At 71.1% G+C, this 22,628-nt stretch carries 15 protein-coding genes; 1 reads left to right on the forward strand and 14 read right to left on the reverse strand.

Features of this window, described 5'->3' with window-relative positions:
* Window positions 1-22: 22 nt before the first annotated feature.
* The 12 genes from typA to fdxA all read right to left on the reverse strand — a co-directional run bounded on the left by typA (window position 23) and on the right by fdxA (window position 18,791).
* A complete protein-coding gene (gene typA / locus ACFS27_RS06065; protein ID WP_377180978.1) occupies window positions 23-1,966 on the reverse strand; it encodes a translational GTPase TypA in 1,944 nt (647 codons plus the stop codon).
* A 218-nt stretch (window positions 1,967-2,184) separates the two neighbouring features.
* Window positions 2,185-3,927, reverse strand: coding sequence for a dipeptide ABC transporter ATP-binding protein (locus tag ACFS27_RS06070; RefSeq protein ID WP_377180980.1), 1,743 nt, complete (start codon window positions 3,925-3,927; stop codon window positions 2,185-2,187).
* Window positions 3,924-4,883 carry an ABC transporter permease gene (locus tag ACFS27_RS06075; RefSeq protein WP_377180982.1) on the reverse strand — a complete coding sequence of 320 codons (960 nt, stop codon included), beginning with the start codon at window positions 4,881-4,883 and terminating at the stop codon, window positions 3,924-3,926. Before ACFS27_RS06075 ends, ACFS27_RS06070 begins: the two co-directional genes overlap by 4 nt.
* A complete protein-coding gene (locus ACFS27_RS06080) occupies window positions 4,876-5,802 on the reverse strand; it encodes an ABC transporter permease (RefSeq protein ID WP_377180984.1) in 927 nt (308 codons plus the stop codon). The genes ACFS27_RS06075 and ACFS27_RS06080 overlap by 8 nt, the downstream gene beginning before the upstream one ends.
* Window positions 5,803-5,958: 156 nt before the next feature.
* Window positions 5,959-7,635: a peptide ABC transporter substrate-binding protein gene (locus ACFS27_RS06085; RefSeq protein WP_377180986.1), complete on the reverse strand. Its 1,677-nt coding sequence runs from the start codon at window positions 7,633-7,635 to the stop codon at window positions 5,959-5,961.
* 262 nt (window positions 7,636-7,897) lie between these two features.
* On the reverse strand, window positions 7,898-8,590 hold the full coding sequence (locus tag ACFS27_RS06090; protein ID WP_377180988.1) for an ABC transporter ATP-binding protein: 693 nt from the start codon (window positions 8,588-8,590) through the stop codon (window positions 7,898-7,900).
* Window positions 8,587-9,594: an ABC transporter ATP-binding protein gene (locus ACFS27_RS06095; protein WP_377180990.1), complete on the reverse strand. Its 1,008-nt coding sequence runs from the start codon at window positions 9,592-9,594 to the stop codon at window positions 8,587-8,589. Before ACFS27_RS06095 ends, ACFS27_RS06090 begins: the two co-directional genes overlap by 4 nt.
* Window positions 9,595-9,633: 39 nt before the next feature.
* Entirely contained in the window at window positions 9,634-12,480 is a 2,847-nt protein-coding gene (locus ACFS27_RS06100) for an FtsX-like permease family protein (RefSeq protein WP_377180993.1), read from the reverse strand.
* Complete coding sequence (locus ACFS27_RS06105; protein WP_377180995.1) at window positions 12,480-15,749, reverse strand: hypothetical protein; 3,270 nt, start codon at window positions 15,747-15,749, stop codon at window positions 12,480-12,482. Before ACFS27_RS06105 ends, ACFS27_RS06100 begins: the two co-directional genes overlap by 1 nt.
* Before the next feature lie 176 nt (window positions 15,750-15,925).
* On the reverse strand, window positions 15,926-17,233 hold the full coding sequence (locus tag ACFS27_RS06110) for a citrate synthase (protein ID WP_377180997.1): 1,308 nt from the start codon (window positions 17,231-17,233) through the stop codon (window positions 15,926-15,928).
* 111 nt (window positions 17,234-17,344) lie between these two features.
* Window positions 17,345-18,472: a succinyldiaminopimelate transaminase gene (dapC, locus tag ACFS27_RS06115; protein WP_377180999.1), complete on the reverse strand. Its 1,128-nt coding sequence runs from the start codon at window positions 18,470-18,472 to the stop codon at window positions 17,345-17,347.
* A gap of 1 nt (window position 18,473) precedes the next feature.
* Window positions 18,474-18,791: a ferredoxin gene (gene fdxA, locus ACFS27_RS06120; RefSeq protein WP_253872886.1), complete on the reverse strand. Its 318-nt coding sequence runs from the start codon at window positions 18,789-18,791 to the stop codon at window positions 18,474-18,476.
* A gap of 138 nt (window positions 18,792-18,929) precedes the next feature.
* Here fdxA and ACFS27_RS06125 point away from each other — a divergent pair, with 138 nt between their 5' ends.
* Window positions 18,930-19,238: a hypothetical protein gene (locus ACFS27_RS06125; RefSeq protein ID WP_377181002.1), complete on the forward strand. Its 309-nt coding sequence runs from the start codon at window positions 18,930-18,932 to the stop codon at window positions 19,236-19,238.
* Between the two features lie 455 nt (window positions 19,239-19,693).
* On the opposite strand, the gene ACFS27_RS06130 is transcribed toward ACFS27_RS06125, so the two are convergent.
* Together ACFS27_RS06130 and glgP are read right to left on the reverse strand one after the other, a co-directional pair.
* The gene (locus ACFS27_RS06130; protein ID WP_377181004.1) at window positions 19,694-19,891 is read right to left on the reverse strand and encodes a ferredoxin; all 198 of its coding nucleotides are present in this window, start codon (window positions 19,889-19,891) and stop codon (window positions 19,694-19,696) included.
* A 144-nt stretch (window positions 19,892-20,035) separates the two neighbouring features.
* Window positions 20,036-22,618 carry an alpha-glucan family phosphorylase gene (glgP, locus tag ACFS27_RS06135; protein WP_377181006.1) on the reverse strand — a complete coding sequence of 861 codons (2,583 nt, stop codon included), beginning with the start codon at window positions 22,616-22,618 and terminating at the stop codon, window positions 20,036-20,038.
* Between the last annotated feature and the right edge of the window lie 10 nt (window positions 22,619-22,628).

The following is a 22,628-nucleotide window of genomic DNA, read 5'->3' on the forward strand; positions in this document are numbered from 1 at the left end:
TCCAGCACTCGGCGAGGGTGGGTCAGGAGCGCTTGGCGCGGGCCGTCGCGCGGGCGCGGTCCGTGGCGTTCAGGAGCACCTTGCGGATACGGACGACCTCAGGGGTCACCTCGACGCACTCGTCCTCCTGGGCGAACTCCAGGGACTCCTCGAGGGTGAGCCTGCGCGGCGGGATCAGGTTCTCGAAGTTGTCGGCGCTGGCCGAGCGCATGTTCGTCAGCTTCTTTTCCTTGGTGATGTTGACGTCCATGTCCTCGTTGCGCGAGTTCTCGCCCACGATCATGCCCTCGTACACCTCCTGCGTCGGCTCGACGAAGAAGGAGCCGCGCTCCTGCAGGTTGATCATCGCGAACGGCGTGACCTTGCCGGCGCGGTCCGAGACGAGCGAGCCGGTCATGCGCGACTCGATCGGGCCGTGCCAGGGCTCGTAGCCATCGGCGATCGACGCAGCGATACCGGTGCCGCGGGTGTCCGTGAGGAACTGCGTGCGAAAGCCGATGAGGCCACGCGCCGGGACCATGAACTCCATACGGACCCAGCCGGTGCCGTGGTTCGTCATGGTCTCCATGCGGCCCTTGCGCTGCGCGAGGAGCTGCGTGACGGAGCCGAGGTACTCCTCGGGCACGTCGATGGTCATGCGCTCCATGGGCTCGTGGATCTTGCCGTCGATCGTCTTGGTGACGACCTGCGGCTTGCCCACCGTGAGCTCGAAGCCCTCGCGGCGCATCTGCTCGACGAGGATCGCGAGGGCCAGCTCTCCACGGCCCTGCACCTCCCACGCGTCGGGGCGCTCGGTCGGGAGCACCTTGAGCGACACGTTGCCGACGAGCTCGGCGTCAAGACGGTCCTTGACCTGGCGGGCGGTGACCTTGTGGCCCTTGCCGCCCTTGCCGGCGAGCGGACCGGTGTTGATACCGATGGTCATCGAGATCGCGGGGTCGTCGACCGTGATGAGCGGCAGCGGGCGCGGGTCGTCGAGGTCCGTGAGGGTCTCGCCGATCATGATGTCCGCGATACCGGCGACGGCGACGATCTCGCCAGGGCCGGCCTTGTCGGTCGGCACGCGGTCGAGCGCCTTGGTCTCCAGCAGCTCGGTGATCTTCACGGTCTGCAGCGAGCCGTCGTGGCGCGCCCACGCGACGTTCTGGCCCTTGACCAGCGTGCCGTTGTGGATGCGCAGCAGGGCGAGGCGACCGAGGAACGGCGACGCGTCGAGGTTGGTGACGTGCGCCTGCAGCGGCATGTCCTCCTCGTAGGTCGGCGCGGGGGTCTTCTCGAGGATGGTCGCGAACAGCGGCTCGAGGTCCTCGCTGGAGGGCAGGCCACCGTCGGCCGGCTGCTCCGTGGAGGCGCGGCCGGCCTTCGCCGACGCGTACACGACGGGGACGTCGAGGATGGCGTCCAGGTCGAGGTCCTCGACCTCGTCGGACAGGTCGCTGGCCAGACCGAGCAGCAGGTCGGTGGTCTCGGCGACGACCTCGGTGATGCGCGCGTCCGGGCGGTCCACCTTGTTCACCACGACGATGACCGGCAGCTTCGCCGCCAGGGCCTTGCGCAGCACGAACCGCGTCTGGGGCAGCGGGCCCTCCGACGCGTCGACGAGCAGCACGACGCCGTCGACCATCGACAGGCCGCGCTCGACCTCACCGCCGAAGTCGGCGTGGCCAGGGGTGTCGATCACGTTGATCGTGATGCCGTCGGGCTCGCCGTTCGCCGCTGCCGCCGGGCCGGAGTACCGGATCGCGGTGTTCTTGGCGAGGATCGTGATGCCCTTCTCACGCTCCAGGTCGCCCGAGTCCATGACGCGGTCCTCGAGGTGCTGACGGGCGCCGAAGGACCCGGATTGCCTGAGCATGGCGTCCACGAGCGTGGTCTTGCCGTGGTCGACGTGGGCCACGATCGCGACGTTTCGCAGGTCGGATCGGGTCGCACGGACCGAGGTCGGCGCGGTTGCAGGCACGGTCACGGAAGCACTCATTTCCAGAAGGGGAGTCAAGGTGCGCGGACGCTGATCCGAAAGGACCGGTCTCGCGGCAGCACTATCTTACCCGTGATTCGAAAACCACAGGTGTCAGCCGTGTCACTCTTCGATGAACGGGGAAACGACCTCGCCGGTCGTGCCGCCAGGACCTGGGTCCTGACGGGCACGACCGGCGAGGTCGCCGGTTCGCGCGAGCGCGAAGGTCAGCCGCCGATCTCCAGGCTCGCGCCCGGGATGGCCGCCAGGAGATCCCGCGTGTACTCCTGCTGCGGGTTGTCGAACACCTCGTCGGTGGTCGCGTGCTCCACGATGCTGCCGTCCTTCATCACGGCGACGAGGTCGGCGATCTGCCGCACGACCGCGAGGTCGTGCGTGATGAACAGGTAGGACAGCCCCAGCTCGGCCTGCAGGTCGTTGAGCAGCGTCAGGATCTGCGCCTGGACCAGCACGTCGAGCGCCGAGACGGCCTCGTCGAGCACGAGCACCTCTGGCTTGAGCGCCAGCGCACGCGCGATGGCGATGCGCTGCCGCTGTCCGCCGGACAGCTCGTTCGGGAACCGGCGCATGGTGGCCTGCGGCAGCGACACCATGTCGAGCAGCTCACGGACGCGCGCCTCGCGGGACTTGCGGTCGCCCACCCGGTGCAGCCGCAGCGGCTCCTCGATCGAGGAGAACACCGAGAACATGGGGTCGAGAGACCCGTACGGGTTCTGGAACACCGGCTGCACCCTGCGGCGCATGGCGAACGACTCCTTGCCGGACATCGTGGCCATGTCCTGACCGTCGATGGTCACGCTGCCCGACGTCGGCTCCAGCAGTCCCAGCACCATGTTGGCCGCCGTGGACTTGCCCGAGCCGGACTCGCCCACCAGGGCGATCGTGCGGCCCTTCGGCAGCGTGAACGAGATGCTGTCCACCGCGGTGAAGTCCGTGTGCGTACCAGGACGCGCACCGCGGAGGCGGAACACCTTGGTCAGGTCCTTCGCCACGACGACGTCGGGTGCGGCCGTCGCGGACTCGTCGGAGTGGGCGGCCAGCTGCTCCTCGGCGGTCATGCCACGCTCGTGCGCCGACTGGATGCGGCGCGAGGCCAGCGACGGCGCCGAGGCGACCAGCCGCTTGGTGTACTCGTGCTGCGGGTCCTGCAGGATCTGGCGCGCCGGGCCGGACTCCACGACCTTGCCCTTGTACATCACCACGAGGTGCTCGGCGCGCTCGGCGGCCAGGCCCAGGTCGTGCGTGATGAACAGGACGGCGGTGCCCAGCTCGCTGGTGAGACCCTCCAGGTGGTCCAGGATCTTCTTCTGGACCGTCACGTCGAGCGCCGACGTCGGCTCGTCCGCGATGAGCAGCTTGGGCCGCGAGGCCAGGCCGATGGCGATGAGCGCACGCTGGCGCATGCCGCCGGAGAACTCGTGCGGGTACTGCTGGGCCCGCGCCTCGGCGTCCGGCAGGCCGGCCTCGCCGAGCAGCTCCGCGACGCGCGCCTTGCGCGCCGTCCGGTCGCCCTGGAAGCCGTTGGCCACCAGTGCCTCGTCGATCTGCGTGCCGACGCGCCACACGGGGTTCAGGTTCGACATCGGGTCCTGCGGAACCAGGCCGATCTCCCGGCCCCGCAGGTCCTCGGTCTGCCGACGCCCCAGGCCGACGAGCTCACGCCCACCGAACTTGATGGACCCACCGGTCACCTTGCCGGTGCCCGGCAGCAGGTCGATGATCGCGTGGGCGGTGGTGGACTTGCCCGAACCGGACTCGCCCACGATCGCGACGGCCTGGCCCGGGTAGACGTTGAGGCTCACGCCGCGCACGGCCCGGACCACGCCCTGCCCGGTGGTGAACCCGATCTCCAGGTCCTTGATCTCGAGCAGCGGCGTCGACGCGTCCTGGGACTCCCAGGGCTCCGGCTCTTGCTCGACGGCGTCGTTCAGGGAGACGGTCGTGCTCATCGCTTCCTCGCCTTCGGGTCCAGGGCGTCACGGACCACGTCACCCAGCAGGATGAAGCCGAGCACGGTGAAGCCGAGCGCGGCCGCCGGGTAGAACATGATCTCCGGGTTGGAGCGGATCGCGCCCCGCCCGGTCGACAGGTCGCCGCCCCACGAGACCGTGGACGGGTCCAGGCCGATACCGAGGAACGTCAGGGTGGCCTCGGCAACGATGAACGTTCCGAGGGCCACCGTCGCGTACACGATGATCGGCGCGGCGGCGTTGGGCAGCGCGTGCCGCACCATGATGGCGAACCGGCCCATGCCGAGCGCCTTGGCCGCCGTGACGAACTCGTTGTTCTTCACGCTGAGCACGGAACCGCGGGCGATGCGGGCGATCGAGGTCCACCCGAAGGCGGCCAGCACGACCGCGACGGTGAGGGCCGTGCGCTCCTGCGCAAGGCTCAGGATCACGATGGCGGCCAGCACGAACGGCACGGCGAAGAAGATGTCCGTGATCCGCGACAGGATGGTGTCGATCCATCCGCCGTAGTAGCCGGCGATCGCCCCGACGGCGGTGCCGATGATCACCACGAAGGCGGTGGTCAGCGTGCCGACGAGCACAGAGGCCCTGGCACCGAACAGGGTCCGGGCGTAGATGTCGCACCCGTTCTGGTTGGTGCCGAACAGGTGCTCGGCGGAGGGCGACGCGAACGCGTTGCCGAGGTCGCAGCCCACGCGTGGCAGCGTCGTGGTGAACACGCCGGGAATGATCGACACGACGACGACCACGACGATCATCACCGCCGAGACCCAGAACATCGGGCGGCGGCGCATCTCGTTCCAGGCGTCGCGCCACATGCTCGACGGAGCCTCGCTGGTGTCCACCGAGTCGATGACCTGGAGCTTGACCACATCGGGGCCGGCGACGAAGTGCTCCTGGCCCGGACGGGGTGTTGGTCGGGTGTTCTCAGGCATAACGGATCCTCGGGTCCAGAACGGCGTACAGCAGGTCCACGAGCAGGTTGGCCGCGATGTAGACGATCACGAGCACCGTGGACAGCGCGACGACCGTGGTGTTCTCGCCGCGCTGGATCGACTCGAAGAGGGTGCCGCCCACGCCGTTGATGTTGAAGATGCCCTCGGTCACGATCGATCCGGCCATGAGGTTGCCCAGGTCGACACCGATGAACGTGACAACGGGAATGAGGGAGTTGCGCAGCACGTGCCGCCGCGTCACCACGGCACGGGACAGGCCCTTGGCCCGCGCGGTGCGCACGAAGTCGGCAGTGATGTTCTCGACGACCGACGTGCGGGTCAGGCGCAGCACGTAGGCGAACGAGGTGGTCGCCAGCACGATCGCGGGCAGCAGCAGGCTGTAGAAGTCCGGGTCTCGTCCGGCGGTGACGGGCAGCCAGTCGAGCTGGACACCCACCACGATCTGCAGCAGCAGGCCGGTGACGAAGGTGGGGACCGAGATGAGCAGCAGGCTCCACACCAGCACGACGGAGTCGAAGAGCTTGCCCTTGCGCATGCCGGCCCACAGGCCGAAGGCCACGCCGAGCACAGCCTCGATCACGATGGCCATCATGGCCAGCTGGAAGGTCACGGGCAGCGCGTTCGCGATGGTCTCCGCCACCGGCTGTCCCGTGAAGTCGTTCCCCATGTCGAACGTGACGACGCCCTTGAGGAAGTAGAAGTACTGCATGATGAACGGCTCGTTGAGGTGGAACTGTTCGCGGATCTGGGCCTGCACGGCTTCGGGCAGACCCCGTTCACCGCCCAGCGCCGCGACGGGGTCACCTGGTCGCAAGAACACCAGCGCGTAGAGCAGCAGCGTGGCGCCGAGGAACACGGGGATCACCTGCATCAGTCGGCGTCCGATGTACCAGAGCATCGTTGAATCTCCTTGGTATGTTTCCGCCGCCCATTATCCCGGAACATTTCGGGAGCCAGGACAACGGCACAGGGGGAGGCGGAGCGTGCAGTTCTGCACGCTCCGCCTCTCACCTGGGGTAATGAGACACGCCTGGAGGACCAGGCGTTATCACCATCACTCCGACTTGGTCACCTGGGTCAGGATCGGGTCGCTGTCCCAGCCGAAGGTCACGTTGTCGACGGCCTCCGAGTAGCCACCGGTGGAGTTCTGGTACCAGAGCGGGATGCCCGGCATGTCACCGAGGAGGATGGTCTGGGCCTCCTTGTACAGCTCGGTGGCCTCCTCCGGGGTCTCCGAACCGGCCGCCTCCTTGAGCTTGGCGTCGAACTCCTCGCTCGAGTAGCCCATGTCGTTCGAGCCCGCACCGGTGCCGTAGATCGGGCCGAGGAAGTTACCCATGGACGGGTAGTCGGCCTGCCAGCCACCACGGAACATGGCCGTGGCCGGGATGGTCTCGTTGTCACGGGCGTCGAGGAACTCGTCGAACACCGGGTACTGGTCGAACTCGCACTCGATGCCGAGCACGTCGCGGATGCCGTTGCAGGTCGGGTCGATCCACGACTGGTGGTCGCTGTCCGCGTTGGACGAGATGAGGAACGGCTCGTCACCCCACGGCTCGATCGCCTCGGCCTCGTCCCAGAGCTTCTTGGCCTCCTCCGGGTTGTACTCCAGCACCTCGTTGCCCTCGAGCTCCTCGGTCCAGCCGTTGATCACCGGGGAGGTGAAGTCGGTGGCCGGGGTACGAGCACCGTGGTAGACGGTCTCGGTGATCGCGTCACGGTCGATGGCCATGGAGATCGCCTGGCGGCGCTTCAGGCCCGCCTCACCGCTGAACTTGTCGTTGTACTCCGGGACGTTGATGACCTGGATCACCGCGGCCGGCTGGTTGACCGCGCGGTCGCCCAGCTCCTCCTCGAACGTGCCGAAGGCCGACGACGGGATGTTGATGACGATGTCGAGGTTGCCGTCGAGCAGGTCGTTGTACGAGGCATCCTCCTCCGTGTACGCCTGGAGGTCGACGCCACCGTTCTGAACGGTGTTGCCACCCGCATAGGACTCGTTGGGGCGCAGCTCGAGGAGCGAGTCGTGCTCCCAGTTGGCCAGCGTGTACGGGCCGTTGCCGATCGGGTTCTCACCGAAGGCTTCCGGGTCCTCGTTGAACGACTCGGGCACCGGGAAGAACGCGGCGTAGCCGAGGCGCACGGGGAAGTCCGCCTCCGGCTGCGAGAGGCTCACCGTGAACTCGGTCTCGCTGACGACCTCAAGACCGGACATCGTCTCGGCCTTCGGCGTCGCGTCGTCCTTCGGCGTGCCGTCCTCGTTGAGCTGGTCCTCGGCGAACTGCACGTCCTCGAACCCCTCGATCGGTTCGAAGAAGTAGCTCAGGTTCTGTCCGTTGGGGCCGTAGGCGCCGTAGTTCCAGCCGTCCACGAAGCTCTGTGCCGTCACCGGGGTGCCGTCAGAGAACTCCCATCCCTCCTTGAGGGTGATGGTCCAGACCTGGTTGTCCTCGGACTCGATGGACTCAGCAACCTCGTTCTCGATGCCACCGTTCTCGTCATAGCGAACGAGGCCGGCGAAGATGTTCCTGACGACAAGACCGCCGTAGACCTCGTTGGTCATCGTCGGGATCAGCGGGTTCTGCGGCTCGCCGCTACCGACGGTCACGATGCCGGTGCTGTCACCGGTCTCCTCGCCCTCGCCGGTGCCGCCGCCACCACAAGCCGAGAGCACCAGAGCTGTGGCGAGCGTAAAGGCTCCCACTCCCATGAGTCGCTTTCGAGGTGTCACGTGTCCTCCTGGTTCGTTGTGCCCACTCCGTCCGACGGATTTGTCCTCCGGAGCGATGCGGACGCTTCTTTGCGCCCAGTGATAACAGACCTAACGTAGTCGCTCCATGCAGGCGCCGATGACCACCGTAAGGGAAACGCCACCGAGTTGTGACCATCTCGGTATGTGGGAGTAACACCAGGTAACAGTTCTGACCAGGTGGTTCTCACGGCCGTAACAATCGCGCAGAGAGGGCGTTCACCAGGAAATTCACCCGGTTGCCTCAGTCCACCACCTGACCGTCGTGCAGCTCGACCACGCGGTCGGCGCGGGCCATCAGCTCCGGGTCGTGCGTCGAGACGACGGCGGCCACGCCGCGCTCGTGCGCCACCCGCGCCAGCAGGTCCATCACCACGGCGGCCGTCCCGGAGTCGAGCTGTCCGGTGGGCTCGTCCGCGAGCAGTACCTCAGGGTCCGCGACGAGGGCCCTGGCGATGCCCACGCGCTGCTGCTGCCCGCCCGACAGCTCGTAGGGCCGCTGCTTCGCGTGCCCGGCCAGTCCGACGGCGTCCAGCGCCGCCGCTACCCGTTCCGCTCGCTCGGCCGGTGGGGTTCGCCGTAGCCGCAGCGGTACCTCCACGTTCTCCGCCGCCGACAGCACGGGCACCAGCCCGAACGACTGGAACACGTAACCGATCCGCTCCCGCCGGGCCGTGAGGACCGCTTTCTCCCCCAGTGCGGTCAGCTCGGAATCGCCCAGCCACACGCTGCCCGACGTCGGACGGTCCAGGCCACCCAGCAGGTTCAGCAGCGTCGTCTTGCCGGAGCCGGACGGGCCGCGCACCACGAGCAGCTCGCCCGCAGCGACCTGCAGCGCGGCATCCGTCAGTGCGCGTACCTCGCCCGCACCGGTCCCGAACACCCGGGTGAGGCCCTGGGCACGCAGCACGGCGAGCGCTGGAGCGGCGGCGGTCATCGGTCCTCCTCGGTCCGGGTCTCGACAGGTTCGACCACGGGTCCCGGGTCGGCCGAGACCGGCTCGGCCGACGAGCCGGGCGTCGCCGACCAGACGCCCACGTGGTCGGGCTCGAGGGCCAGGCGGACCCGGTCCCGCAGGTCGAGCGCCTGCACGAAGTCCTGCGGCAGCTGCAGGCGGCCAACCCGGTCGAGCACCGCGAACTCCTCCGACACGTGCCGTGCTCGACCGTGCTCATCGGTCTCCGTGCGCCGCAGCGTCTCCGTCGAGGTTCGGCCGTCGCGGATCTGGACCGTGCGCGCCACGTGCTCGGACACCGTCGGGTCGTGCGTGACGATCAGGGTGGTCACGCCAGTCTCCCGGTTCACCCCGCGCAGGGCCTCCAGCACCTCGACGGAGGTGGCCTCGTCGAGCTCGCCGGTGGGCTCGTCCGCCAGCAGCACGCGCGGGCTGTTGGCCACGGCGACCGCTATCGCGGTCCGCTGCTGCTCGCCGCCGGACATCTCGCCCGGCCGACGTCCGGCCACGTGGCCGACCTCCAGCAGCTCCAGCAACGACTCGACGCGCCGCAGGCGCTCACGCCGCGGCAGCGTGTTCGCCAGCTCCAGCGGGAGCCGGACGTTCTCGCTCGCCGTCAGGTACGGCAGCAGGTTGCGCGAGGTCTGCTGCCAGACGAAACCGACCGTAGAACGCTGGTACCGCACGCGCTCGGCGTGTCCCATGGTCAGCAGGTCGGTACCCGCCACCACGGCGGACCCGCCCGTCGGCGTGTCCAGGCCGGAGAGGATCGTCAGCAGCGTGGACTTCCCGGAACCGGACGCGCCGACGACGGCGACGATCTCCCCCGGGTCGACGCTCAGCGTGAGGCCCTGCAGCGCCTGCACCTCGACGCCGTCCGTCGCGAAGATGCGGACCAGGTCGCCGCACCGGATCTCGCCGCCGTTCTCGGCCGGCCCGGCCGACGCCGGCGCGCCGCCGTTCGTCAGCTCGATGGTCGTGCTCATCGGGTCTCCCTTCGAACGCCTGAGTCCGCCGTCGTCATGTCAGTCATTGCTGCCCATCCGGAGCTGTGCGGCTACCTCGCCGCGCCTGCTCAGTGCCGCGGCCACACCGACAGCGGCCAGCACCACCGCGACGAAGCCGGCAGCGGCCGCGCCGAGCAGCAGCGGGTCGTACTCCGGATCCGGCTGCGTGACGCCGCCCGTCAGGGCGGTCACGTCCACAGCGGCCAGCACGAGCGTCGGCACCGCCACTCCCAGCACGGCGCCCACCACCAGCGCCACCACTGCCCACGGCCCGATCTCCCAGCCGACCAGCCCGCGCCCCTGCCGGGGCGACAGGCCGAGCGTCTGCAGCACGGCGAGCAGCCGGGCCCTGGCCGGTGCCGCCAGCATGAGCGTCATCACCACGGCCGCCGCGCAGAGCAGCCCCGCGAGCAGCACGGCCGCCACGAAGGCGATCACCAGCCCGCCCGAAACCGGTGCCGCGAGCATGGCGGCTGCCTCCTGGTCGGGGTCCTCCGTCAGCGCCGACGGCAGCAGCTGCGAGATCTCGGCGCTCACCGCCGCCGGATCGGCGTCGTCGGAAAGGCCCACGAGAGCGAGCCGCGCAAAGCTGGTCCCACCGGTGCTCACGGTGAGCCGCTCGGTGTCGGCAAGGACGAGCGAGCGGCCGGCAGGCAGGCCGGGCAGCTCGTCGACCACGTCGACCACGGTAACCGGGACGCTGCCGTCCTGCGTCGCGAGCGTGATCCCCGTGTCCCCCGGGCTGACGCCGGGTCCGGCGGCCGACTCGGTGAGGATCACGGGCAACGCGTCGTCGGCCCCGGCTGCGGGCGCCCGGGTCAGCTCGGTGAGCGTCTCGGGCGCCCCCGCCACGTCCTCCTGGACCATCGCGAGCGCCGCGGCGTCGACGGCGTACACCTCGGTGCGCGGGGACGAGACGGTGCCCTGCAGCACGGCGTCGCCCACGTCGGCGACGGCGGTGACCGCCGCGACCCCGTCGAGCGCGGCGATCTGCTCGGCCGCCGGCTCGTCGATGAGCGGGCCGGAGACACGCAGGTCGGCGCCGGTGGCACGCCACGCCTCACGGACCACGCCACCGGAGACCGTCGAGTACAGCACCGCCGACGTCGCAGCGACGGCCACGGCCAGCACGAGTGCCACCGCCGGGACGGGCCCGCCGGCCGGGTCGCGCGTGGCGCGCGCGGCGCCGAGGAACGGGACGAGGTCGCGCCGGGGCGCGAGCGCCCGTTCGAGCGCGAGCGCGAGCCACGGGTAGGCACGCACGGCGAGCAGGGTGAGGGCGAGCGAGACCAGCAGAGGAGCCGCGGCGACCAACGGGTCGACGCCGGTGCCCCCGCCCGAGCCCGCGACGACACCGCGCGAGAGCAGCAGCCAGGTCGCGAGCGCCGCGCCCGCGACGACCAGCACCTCCAGCACCCACCGCACGCGGCTGCGCGAGCGGGGCGCGAGGTCGGCGCGGGTGGTCCGCAGGCCGGCGGGAGAGGTGGCGAGCGCCAGGGCGGCCGCCGGCGCGAGGCCCGCTGCGAGAGCGAGCGCGACCTGGCTCACGGTGACCGGCGCGTCCAGCCCGAGGCCGGCGGTGAGCGCGAGGCCTGCCCCGAACCCCACCGCGGCCGCGCCGAGGCCCACGACGAGGCCCTCGCCGCCCATGAGCAGGCGGAGCTGTGTCCCGGACGCCCCGCGGGCGCGGAGCAGGGCGAGCGCCGGTCGGCGTCGGTCGACGACGAGCCGCGCACCGAGGGCGAGGACGGCGACGGTGGCGCCGAGGGGCCCGACGGCGAGCACCGCGACGATCGCGTCGACGCCGGTTCGCTGCGCGAGCAGGCGTTCCAGGATCTCGCTGAGGCGGGTGTTGGGGCGCAGCTGGATCGGCACGGCGTCGTCGGGGCCTGCCGCGACGCGGAACGTCTGGGCCGACTGGCCGTTGGCCTGGGCCAGGAGCAGCGGCACGTCGGCAGCGGTCACGCCGTCGGTGTCCACCGGATACCAGACGCGGGTCTCCGCGAAGCCCAGGGTGATCGGCGTCATCATCGCCGGGCTGACGTAGACGGCAGCGGTGCCGAGGAGTCCGCGGTTCGGATCGGCGATCACCGAGGCCCTGGCCGCCAGGCTGTGGTGCAGCCAGTAGTCGGTGTCCGGGTCACCGGCCTCGAAGATCCCGGTCACGACCAGGCTCGGGTAGCGCTCGGCGAGGGCGACGATGCCGGAGCCGCCGAGATTGTCGTACCGGCCGCCGAGCTCCCAGCCGTATGTCTCCGCGACGGCGCGCGAGACGGCCACCTCGAACGGTTGCGCCTGCCCGCCCTGCGCTCCGGTGGCTTGCTCGTCCTCGCCGAGGGGCCGGGCCGGGGTCGCGGCCGGCCACCGTCCCTCGAGGAGCTCGCTGTTCTCCGCGAGATCGGTGGACGAGCGGAGGAAGACCTTGGCCTCGGACAGCTCCGAGCTGGGCACCGGGGCCGTGTACGCGGGGTCCGCCGAGGTCACGTGGAACTGCGGGGCGCCCATCACCGAGCGCAGCGGGTCCTGTGTCTCGGTGCGCACCGTGTCCAGGTTTGCGAGGAACGGTGCCCAGTCGGGCTCGGGAGGGACGCCGTCCGCGTCCTCGATGAGGCTCTGGTCGTAGTACATCCCGCCGGGGGGCTCCCCCGGGATCGCTCCGGCGACCGCGACCACGTCGCGTGCCGGACCTGAGGCTGCCGCCGCCTCGTAGGTCACCTGGTCCGCGTGCATCGTCGCGATCGCCCGCGGCGCGGTGGACAACACCCCGGCCGCGAGGAAGGCGACCACGCCGAGCGTCGCGGTGGCGCCCCAGGACGTCCGCAGCTGTCGCCGTGCCAGCAGGCCGAGCCCGGACAGCGCCCCCATCAGCGGACCTCCTCGCGGTACGTGGTGTCGCGGGCCTGCGCGGCCACGCGTCCGCCCACCCCGAGCGCGACCAGGACGAGGCCGGCCACTGCCGCGGCGAGCACGAGGCCGGTCCCTGTGGTCTCCAGGACGAACGCGGCGGGCGGTGCTGCGTCGATGCCCGTGAGCGTCGCGCCGGCGAGTCCGCCGGCGGTGAACCGTGCGACGGCCCATCCCGCGACGGCGCCCGTCGCGAGGGCCACCGCGCCGACCGCGATCAGCTCCGCGAACCGTGCCCTGGCCTGTGCCGTCGGGCCGAGCCCTACGGCGCGGAGCACGATGACCTCGCCGCGCCGCTCGCGCAGGGTCGCCACCGCGACGGCGAGCACCCCGGCCAGGGCGAGCACCGTCGCGCCGGCTGCCGCGAGCCAGAACGAGACGCGTACCGGGACGGCGGTGTCCGTCGAGCCGTAGCCGGGTGTCGTGACGGTCGGCTGCTCGCGGCTGCTCGCGCTGGTGGCCTCCGCGATGCCGGTCGCCTCGCCGGCGAGGCGGCTCACGGCGCCGTCCGGTGCGGCGGCGCCGGGCGGGCCCGCCGCCAACCAGACCTCGCTCGTCAGGACCGGGTCGCTCACCTCTCGGACGAGCGCGGCGGCGAGCGCCCCGCGGTCGACCAGGGCTGCGTAGGGCTCGAGCGCCCCTGGCACGGTGCCCGACGACGCGACGGCGACCACCGGCAACCGCGTCCCGCCGAGGGTCATCTCGAAGGTGTCGTCCGTGGCGATGCCGAGGGCGCCGAACAACGACGACGACGCGACCAGGGGGATGGGGCCGGGCTCGGGCGTGGTCAGGAGACGCAGCCTGCTGGCGGCCGTCGCGTCGTTGCCGAGCGGCATGGTGAGCTCGACCTGGCCGGGTGGCGTCTCCGTGCGCAGTGTCAGGTCGTCGGCGCCGTCAAATGTCTCCGAAGGGTTCCACTGCGCGCCGTCCACTGGCGTTCCGTCCGCCGTGAGGCCGACCACGGACAGCGTGGCCTCCGCCGTCGACCAGCCGGGCAGGGTGCCCACGTCCAGGGCGGCGACCCGCCACACCTGGCCCTGCGGAGGCTCCGGAACCGCTCCGGACAGCTCGTGGGTCGTCAGGTCCGCGCCGAGGGTGTCGCCGGTACCGTCGCCCTCGGTCAGCTGCCCGAGGTCGACCGTGACGAGCGTGCCGTCGGGTGCCGCGAGCACGAGCGACACGTCGAGCCGGTGCTCGGGCGCTCCCGGTGGCAGCGGCGTGTCGGTGTTCGGGCGGATGCTGCCGCTGATCGTGAGGCCGACGTCGCGCGCGCCGTCGGGCAGGGCAGGCGCCGCGGCAAAGGCGTCGCTCGCCAGGTCGTCGGCCAGCCGTCCGACGTCGAGCACCTCTGCCGGCGCGCGCATCACCGCTGGTGCAGCGGCCGCCGGCAGCGCCAGCATCGTGACAGGGCGTCCGTCGGAGTACGCAGTCCCCGACAGGACGGGCGCCGCCGCGACGGCGTCCGGGCCCGGGTCCTCCGAGCCGGCAGCACCGAGCAGGTACGGCGCCGGGTCGAGCCGTCCGCTCTCCGGCGCCGTGACGCGCACGTCTGCGCCGTTGGCGAGCACGTCGACGTCGGCCCGCAGCCGTTCGGCGGTGCCTGCATAGCCGCCGGCGAGCGTTGCGGCACCGCCGGCGAGCACGAGCAGGACAACGGGTACCACGTACACGACGAGCCGCCGCGCCACCTGCCGCGCCGCCAGCGGCCCGACGGCGCCGCGCGAGCGGCCGGCGAGCCCTGCCCACAGGCGCGTGGCCGGGCCGAGCACCGCCATCGCCGCGACGGCGAGCGCGGAAAGGGCGAGCGCCGGAGCCGCGGCGGCCGTCGGATCGATGCGGGGTCCGTCGGGCGTGACCAGCAGCGGCGAGCCGTAGCGCAGCAGCTGTGTCACGCTCACCGCGGCTGCGGCCACGGTCAGCACCACCGTGCCGAGGGCCGCTACCTGGCGTACCCGGCCCGAGCGGTCGGTCACCTGCCGCCGCGCCGCTGCGTGCGCCTGCAGCGCCGCGACCAGCACGAGCGTCGAGGTCGCCACCACGGCGACCGCAAGGGCCACGGCCAGGGGCGTCGCGGCGAGGACCGCAGCACCGGCGTCCGCACCGGTGACGAGGCGCAACGCCGCCCACGCCGCAGCGCCCCCCGCCGCCGCAGCGGTGAGTGCCAGCAGCGCCCCCTCCGCCAGGGCGGCCGCCGCGACCGTCCCGGGCGCGGCGCCACGCGAGACGAGCAGCGCGACCTCTGCCTCGCGGGTAGCGGCCAGCAGACGCGCCACCTGCACCAGGGCGACCAGCCCGACGAGCGCAAGGAAGCAGAGCGGCACCAGCGCCACGGCGTCCGCCGCGCGCAGCGCCGCCTCGAGGTCCCCTGCGGTCGTGCTGAGCGTGCCCGTGACGGTCAGCCCGCGCGGCGCGACGGAGTCGTCCTCGCCCAGGCCGCGCTCGACCTCCGCCGTGAGCGCCGCCAGCGCGGGCAGGTGCGCGGGAGCGAGCGCGGCGCGGTCGGGAACCACGGTCCAGCGCGCGAACGGGTCGGTGTCCAGCCCAGCGACGGTCTCGTTGCTCACCACCACCGGGCCGGGGTGGGCCCCGTCGGCCCCGGTCAGTGCAGCGGGGTCCCCGAGCCAGACCGCGTCGTCAGGGTCCGTGACGCGCCAGGTCGCCGCGACGGTGAGCGGCGTACCGGTGGTCGCAGGGGCATCGGGGTCCACGCCGAGGCGGATCGTGTCGCCGACGGTCAGGCCGGCGGCCTCGGCGGCGTCGGCCTGCACCGCCGCGTCGGAGGCACCGGTGGGCCAGGCCCCGTCCACGATCGTGACACCGGCAGCCCCCTCCCCCGCCAGCGCCTCCGCGCGTGACGGGGCGGGCAGGAGGGCCACCGACCAGCGGCCCAGGTCCTCGCCCGCACTACCGCTCGTGTACTGCGGCTCGGTCCGCACGTCGTAGGCGACCTGGTGCGGCACGCCGCCGAGCAGGCCGGCGAGCACCTGCTGGACGTGGGTGTCCTGGGCATCCGCCTCGTCGCCGTCCGCCTGGCGGGTGGAGAGCTGCACCGCTCGGCCCGACGGCTCTGCGGCCGCGAGCCCGTCCCGGGCTTCTGCGGTGGCGGCGGCCTGCGTCCAGCCGACGGTCACGCCGAGGGCGCCCGTCAGTACCGCGACCAGCAGCCACACGAGCGCGAGCAGCCCGCGGTGCGCCGTCGACCGGCGGGCAAGGAGGGTGGCTCGACTCACGGGCCCAAACTAGCCCCGCCCTGTGACAGGGACGACAAAAATAGTGACGCTCCAGGCAACGATCCGGTCACGCAGCAGCATGCGAACGCACCGCGACACACGTCTACCCGGTGCCCGGGCCAGGACTGACGTCAGTTCTGGCCCGGGCACCGGGTAGAGGAGCTACCTACCAGGGATCAGCGCATGCTTCCCGGGATGTACGGGCGCTCGGTCGCACCGGTGTAGACCTGGCGCGGGCGGCCGATCTTCGTCTGCGGGTCCTTGATCATCTCGCGCCACTGGGCGATCCAGCCGGGCATGCGGCCCAGCGCGAACAGCGGCGTGAACATGGCCGGCTCGAAGCCCATGGCCTTGTAGATGAGGCCCGTGTAGAAGTCGACGTTCGGGTAGAGCTTGCGCTCCACGAAGTAGTCGTCCGAGAGGGCGATCTCCTCGAGGCCGCGCGCGATGTCCAGCAGCTCGTCCTTGGCGCCGAGCTTGTCGAGCACCTCGTCGGCCGACTTCTTCACGATCGCGGCGCGCGGGTCGTAGGACTTGTACACGCGGTGGCCGAAGCCCATCAGGCGCACGCCGTCCTGCTTGTTCTTGACCTTTTCCATAAAGGTCTCGACGGTCTCGCCACCCGAGCGGATCTTCTCGAGCATCGACAGGACCGCCTCGTTGGCGCCGCCGTGCGCGGGGCCGGACAGGGCATTCACGCCCGCCGCCACCGAGGCGTACAGCGTCGCGTTGGACGAGCCGACGACGCGCACCGTGGACGTCGAGCAGTTCTGCTCGTGGTCCGCGTGGAGCACGAGCAGCTTCTCGAGGGCGTCGACGATCATCGGGTCGGCCTCGTAGGCCTCGTACGGCGTCGCGAACGTCATGCGCAGGAAGTCCTCGACGTACCCGCGCGAGTAGTCCGGGTAGAGCAGCGGCTCACCCACCCGGCGCCGGTGCAGGTAGGACGTGATGGTCCGCGTCTTGGCGAGCAGCAGCACGGTGGCGAGGTCGACCTGCTCGTCGTCCGCCGGGTCGAGCGACTCCGGGTAGAACGTGGACAGGGCGTTCACCGCGGACGCGAGCACCGCCATCGGGTGCGCGTTCCGGGGGAAGGTGCCCATGAACGTGCGGAAGTCCTCGTGCACCAGGGTGTGGCGGTTGACCCGCTCGGTGAACGCGTCGAGCTCCGCCGGGCTCGGCAGCTCACCGTAGATGAGCAGGTAGGACACCTCGAGAAAGCCTGAGCCAGAAGCGAGCTGGTCGATCGGGTAACCGCGGTAGCGCAGGATCCCGGCATCACCGTCGATATAGGTGATCGCCGATTCGCACGACGCCGTGTTCATGAAGCCCGGATCCACCGTGACCAGGCCGGTGTCCTTGAGCAGCGACGACACGACGATGCCGTCATTGCCCTCGCTCGCGGCAACGACAGGCAGGGTGTGAGAGGTTCCGTTGACGGCGAGCTCGACGCGGCTCGAGCCGTCCACCGGTGTGGAGGTCATGTCTTCCTTCCTGAATGGCGCACGAGGGACGCTGCTGAAGAAAGCTGTCGGGCAGCGTCGACCTGGGGCACGACAGTATCGCGCCCTGCTCTTGTTTTTCCAATCGGTCGGTCAAGCCTCTGTGAGGCGTGACACAGCGTCGGCAATCTGCGCGTCAGTGGAGGTCAGTGCCACTCGCGTGTGCTTATCGTCGCCGTACAAATGCCCCGGCGCAGTCAGGATGCCGCGCTGGGCGAACCACTCGGCGATCTGCTGCCCGGAACGGCCGTCCTCGGCCGCCACCCAGAGGTACAGACCCGCACCCGACTGGTGCACGGTGAGCCCCGCGGCCGTGATCGCGGCGGCGAGCGCCCTGCGCCGGGCGCCGTAGGTCGCACGCTGGGCGGCGACGTGCTCGTCGTCCGACAGAGCCGCCGTCATGGCGGCCTGCACGGGTGCCGGCACGATGAGACCCAGGTGCTTGCGGGTCTGCGTGAGATCGGCGATCACCGCGGCGTCGCCCGCCAGGAACGCCGCGCGGTACCCGGCGATGCTGGACTGCTTCGACAGCGAGTACGCCGCGAGCAGGCCCTCGTGCGAGCCGCCGCACACGCGCGGGTCGAGCACCGACGGGACGCCGTGCCCGTCCGGCCCCGCCCACGGAGCCTCCCAGGCCAGCTCGGCGTAGCACTCGTCCGAGACGACGACGGCGCCGATGGCGCGGGCAGCCGAGACCACGGCGCGCAGGGCGTCGACGTCCAGCACCCGGCCGGTGGGGTTGGCCGGGCTGTTCACCCAGATCATCCTTACGTCGTCCCGGCCGGCCCAGTCGGCGACGTCGTCCGTCGCGAGCGGCGTGGCGCCGGCCGCACGGATGCCCGCGACATAGGTCGGGTAGGCGACGGCGGGATGCACGACGACGTCACCCGGGCCGAGGTGCAGCAGCGAGGGCAGCAGGCCGACCAGCTCCTTGGAGCCGATCGTCGGCACCACGGCGGCCGGATCGAGGTCGGGCACACCCCTGCGCCGGGCGAACCAGTCGGCCACGGCCTGCCGCAACGCGGGCGTGCCCGCCGTCATCGGGTAGCCCGGCGCGTTCGACGCCGCTTCGAGCGCGTGCCGCACGACCTCCGGCGTCGGGTCCACCGGTGTGCCCATGGAGAGGTCGACCAGCCCACCCGGGTGGGCCTTGGCGGTCGCCGTGATGCCGGCGATCGAGTCCCAGGGGTACGGCAGGTCCGAGAGGTCGTGCAGACCCACGTCAGGCCTGGGGCGGGAGAGCGGCGATCATCGGGTCGTCCTTCTCGATGATGCCCATCTTCGCGGCACCACCCGGCGAGCCGAGGTCGTCGAAGAACTCGACGTTCGCGCGGTAGTAGTCCTTCCACTCATCGGGGACGTCGTCCTCGTAGTAGATGGCCTCGACCGGGCAGACCGGCTCGCACGCGCCGCAGTCCACGCACTCGTCCGGGTGGATGTACAGGGAGCGGCTGCCCTCGTAGATGCAGTCCACGGGACACTCCTCGATGCACGCCTTGTCCTTGAGGTCGACGCACGGCTGAGCGATCACGTAGGTCACTTCGAGGGTGTCCTTCCACGTCCGGACTGGGGGTCATGCACGATGCGAAGCACGGGACGGGCCCGGCGGCGCGATCCTAGTATCTCCCGGAAGACCGTCGAATCCCCACCGGTCTCACGCAGCGGAAGGAGAATCGACGTGACGTTCACTACACCGCCGGTCCCGGCGGGCGATTGGCGCGCTCTCCGGCCCGGAACCCGGGTGGTGGTCCGGCGCAGGCTCGCGCCCGCCGGCCCTGTCGTGTCCGAGGGTGGCACGGCATACCGCTGGACGGACCTGATCGGTTTCCTCGTCGAGGTGTCCGACGCCGGCCTGCGGCTGCGCACCGACCCGGTCCCTGGCCGCGGAGAGCCTCGGGAGCTCTCCGTCCCGGCCGCCGAGATCGAGACCGCCAAGCCGATCCCCCCGAGGCCCGCACGCCGGACAGAGTCGACCGGCGAGATCTAGACCGAACGCAGCCGCCTCCTGCTGGGAGTGTCGGAAGTGAAGCCGGGACCCCCGCCGGACGACGGGAGCCCGGCATCGCGCATTTCAGGACAGGTTCACATTGATGATCTCGATCTCTCCGAACCCCTGTATGGCGTCGGTGTCGCTGCCCGAAGCCGCTGCATTCACAGCCCCGGCAACGGCGTCGGGCACCCACAGCATCGGCTCATCCTTGGGGCGAGCGAACTCCACCCGAAGCCCCAGGCTGACAGACCTCTTGCCGCGCAACGCCTCCACCAGCTTCAGGTCGCGCTCGTTCAGTGCGAAGTGACGCGTCTCGCGACCTCTTCTGGGGGCGACGGGTCGGAATGCACCGCAGGATCATCGCGCAGAAAGCGTGATGATGCCCGCTCACATGGCGTTGCTTATATGCAACAGGTATCTACGAAGGTGACCCGACCCGTCCACCGGCGCCGTCAGGCGTTCTGGTCCACCCAGATGACGCCGGTCGGGCACATGCTCACTGCCTCCTGCACGGCGAAGTCGAGCTCCGGTCCCGGCCGCTCGTCGAGCAGGATGACCCGGTCGTCGTCGTCCTGCCCGAACACGTCGGGAGCGAGCAGTGCGCACTGGCCGGCACCGCAGCAGGCGTCGCGGTCCACGTTGATCTTCATGGGACCACTCTTCCCACTCGACGGGCAGTTCGCCTAATCGGCGGCTGGGAACCCACGGCGATCGCGGGTGCCGAACGTAGGAGTAGTCGCCCTCTCAGTGCCGAGAAGGCGACTATTCCTACGTTCGACGGATCAAAGACGCCGTCAGGCGTTGGCCACCAGGCCCAGCTCCGCGACGCTCGCCAGGTGCGCGTGCTTCGGCACGATCCGGACGGTGTAGCCGAACGGCCCTGACGTGTCCAGGTCGACCTCCCCGCCGAACGCGTGCCGCCCTGCCTCGTAGGACTCGGTGAGCGCGAGCGGCTCGGCGGCGAACTCCTCGATGACGTCGGCCTCCGTGACCCGGCCGTGCACCACCTGCACGTCGACGTCGTCGGGCGACAGGGAGCCGAGCGAGACGTAGGCCCGGACCGTGAGCCGGTCGCCGACCTGGACCGCCTCACCGATGCCCGCCGACTCCACGTGGTCCACGCGCACCTGGGACCAGGAGCTCCGCACATGGGCCTTCCAGCCCGCCAGGTCCTTCGCAGCGGCGAACCCGTCGGACAGGAGCAGGCGGCCGGCCTCGGCCGCCGGTGCGTACAGCCCGTGCACGTATTCCGAGACCATGCGCGTGGCCTGGACCTTCGGGCCCAGCGTGGCGAGCGTGTGCCGCACCATCTCGAGCCAGCGGCCCGGCACGCCGTCGGTCCGGTCGTAGAACGCGGGCGCCACCTGGGACTCCACCAGGTCGTACAGGGCAGCGGCCTCCAGGTCGTCCCTGCGGTCGGCGTCCTCGACGCCGTCGGCCGTCGGGATGCCCCAGCCGTTCTCGCCGTCGTACCACTCGGCCCACCAGCCGTCCTCGATCGAGAGGTTCAGGCCGCCGTTGAGCGCGCTCTTCATGCCGGAGGTCCCGGACGCCTCCAACGGGCGCAGCGGGTTGTTCAGCCAGACGTCACATCCCGGGTACAGGGACTGAGCCATGCCGATGTCGTAGTTCGGCAGGAACACGATGCGGTGGCGCACCTCTGGGTCGTCGGCGAACCGGACGAGCTGCTGGATGAGCCGCTTGCCCGAGTCGTCGGCCGGGTGGGACTTGCCCGCGACGATCAGCTGTACCGGCCGCTCGGGGTGCAGCAGGAGCGCCTTGAGGCGGTCCTGGTCGCGCAGCATGAGCGTGAGCCGCTTGTAGGTGGGCACCCGCCGGGCGAAGCCGATGGTGAGGACGTCGGGCGACAGGACGTCGTCGATCCAGCCGAGCTCGGCCGGAGACGCCCCGCGCTCGCGCCAGGACTTGCGGACCCGGCGCCGGGCCTCGGCCACGAGCTCACCGCGCATCTCCCCGCGCAGGGCCCACAGCTCGGCGTCGGACACCTTGCTCGTGTCCAGCCAGCCCGACGACGCCTCTGGCGCCGTGATCTGGTCCAGCCCCATCCGCTCCGCCTCGACGGCGGCCAGCCGCGGCGCGACCCAGGTGGGCGAGTGCACGCCGTTGGTGACCGACGAGATCGGTACCTCGCGCGCGTCGAACCCCGGCCACAGGCCCTCGAACATCTCGCGCGAGACCTGGCCGTGCAGCAGCGAGACGCCGTTCGCCCGGCCGCCGAGCCGCAGGCCCATCACGGCCATGTTGAACACGGTGGGGTCGCCACCCTCGTAGTCCTCCGAGCCGAGCGCCAGCACGCTCTCCAGCGGCACGCCCTCCATCGCGTTGTCGCCGCCGAAGTAGGCGCTGACCAGGTCCTTCGGGAACCGGTCGATGCCGGCGGGGACGGGCGTGTGCGTGGTGAAGACCGTGGCGGCACGCACTGCCTCGTGCGCCTCGCCGACGCTCAGACCCGACCCGACGAGCTCACGGATGCGCTCCACACCGAGGAAGCCGGCATGGCCCTCGTTGGTGTGATAAACCTCCGGCTCCGGCGCGCCGGTGAGGCGGGACCACGCCCGCAGCGCTCGCACGCCGCCGACGCCGAGCAGCAGCTCCTGCTGCAGGCGGTGCTCCCCGCCGCCCCCGTAGAGGCGGTCGGTCACCTTGCGGGCCGGGTCGTCGTTCTCCGGCACGTTCGAGTCGAGCAGCAGCAGCGGCACGCGGCCGACCGCTGCCACCCAGACGTGGGCGTGCAGCGCGCGTCCCCCGGGCAGGTCGAGCGAGATGACGGCGGGCGTGCCGTCCTCCTCGCGCAGCACGGCCAGCGGCAGGCCGTCCGGGTCCAGCAGCGGGTAGGTCTCCACCTGCCAGGCATCGCGGGTCAGCGACTGCCGGAAGTAGCCGGCCCCGTATAGCAGGCCGACGCCGACGATGGGCACGCCCATGTCGGAGGCGCTCTTCAGGTGGTCGCCCGCGAGGATGCCGAGACCGCCCGAGTACTGCGGCAGCACCGAGGTGATGCCGAACTCCGGCGAGAAGTAGGCGATCGCGCGCGGCAGCTCGCCGCCGGACCCGGCCGTCCGGCCCTGGTACCACTGCGGGTCCCGCAGGTAGTGGTGCAGGTCGTCCGACGCGGCACGCACCCGGCCCGTGAACTCGTCGGAGGCCGCGAGCGCCGCGAGGCGGTCGGAGCCGAGCGCCGCGAGCAGCGCCACGGGGTCGCCGCGTACGTCTGACCAGAGCTCCGGGTCGATGCTCGCGAACAGCTCGCGCGTCGGCGCGTGCCAGGACCAGCGAAGGTTCTGGGCCAGCTCGTCGAGCGCAGCGAGCTGCTCGGGGAGGACCGTGCGGACGGTGAATCTGCGGATCGCTCTCACCGGAGGAAGA

It is taken from the genome of Promicromonospora vindobonensis (genome assembly GCF_042685865.1).
Lineage (GTDB): Bacteria > Actinomycetota > Actinomycetes > Actinomycetales > Cellulomonadaceae > Promicromonospora > Promicromonospora vindobonensis.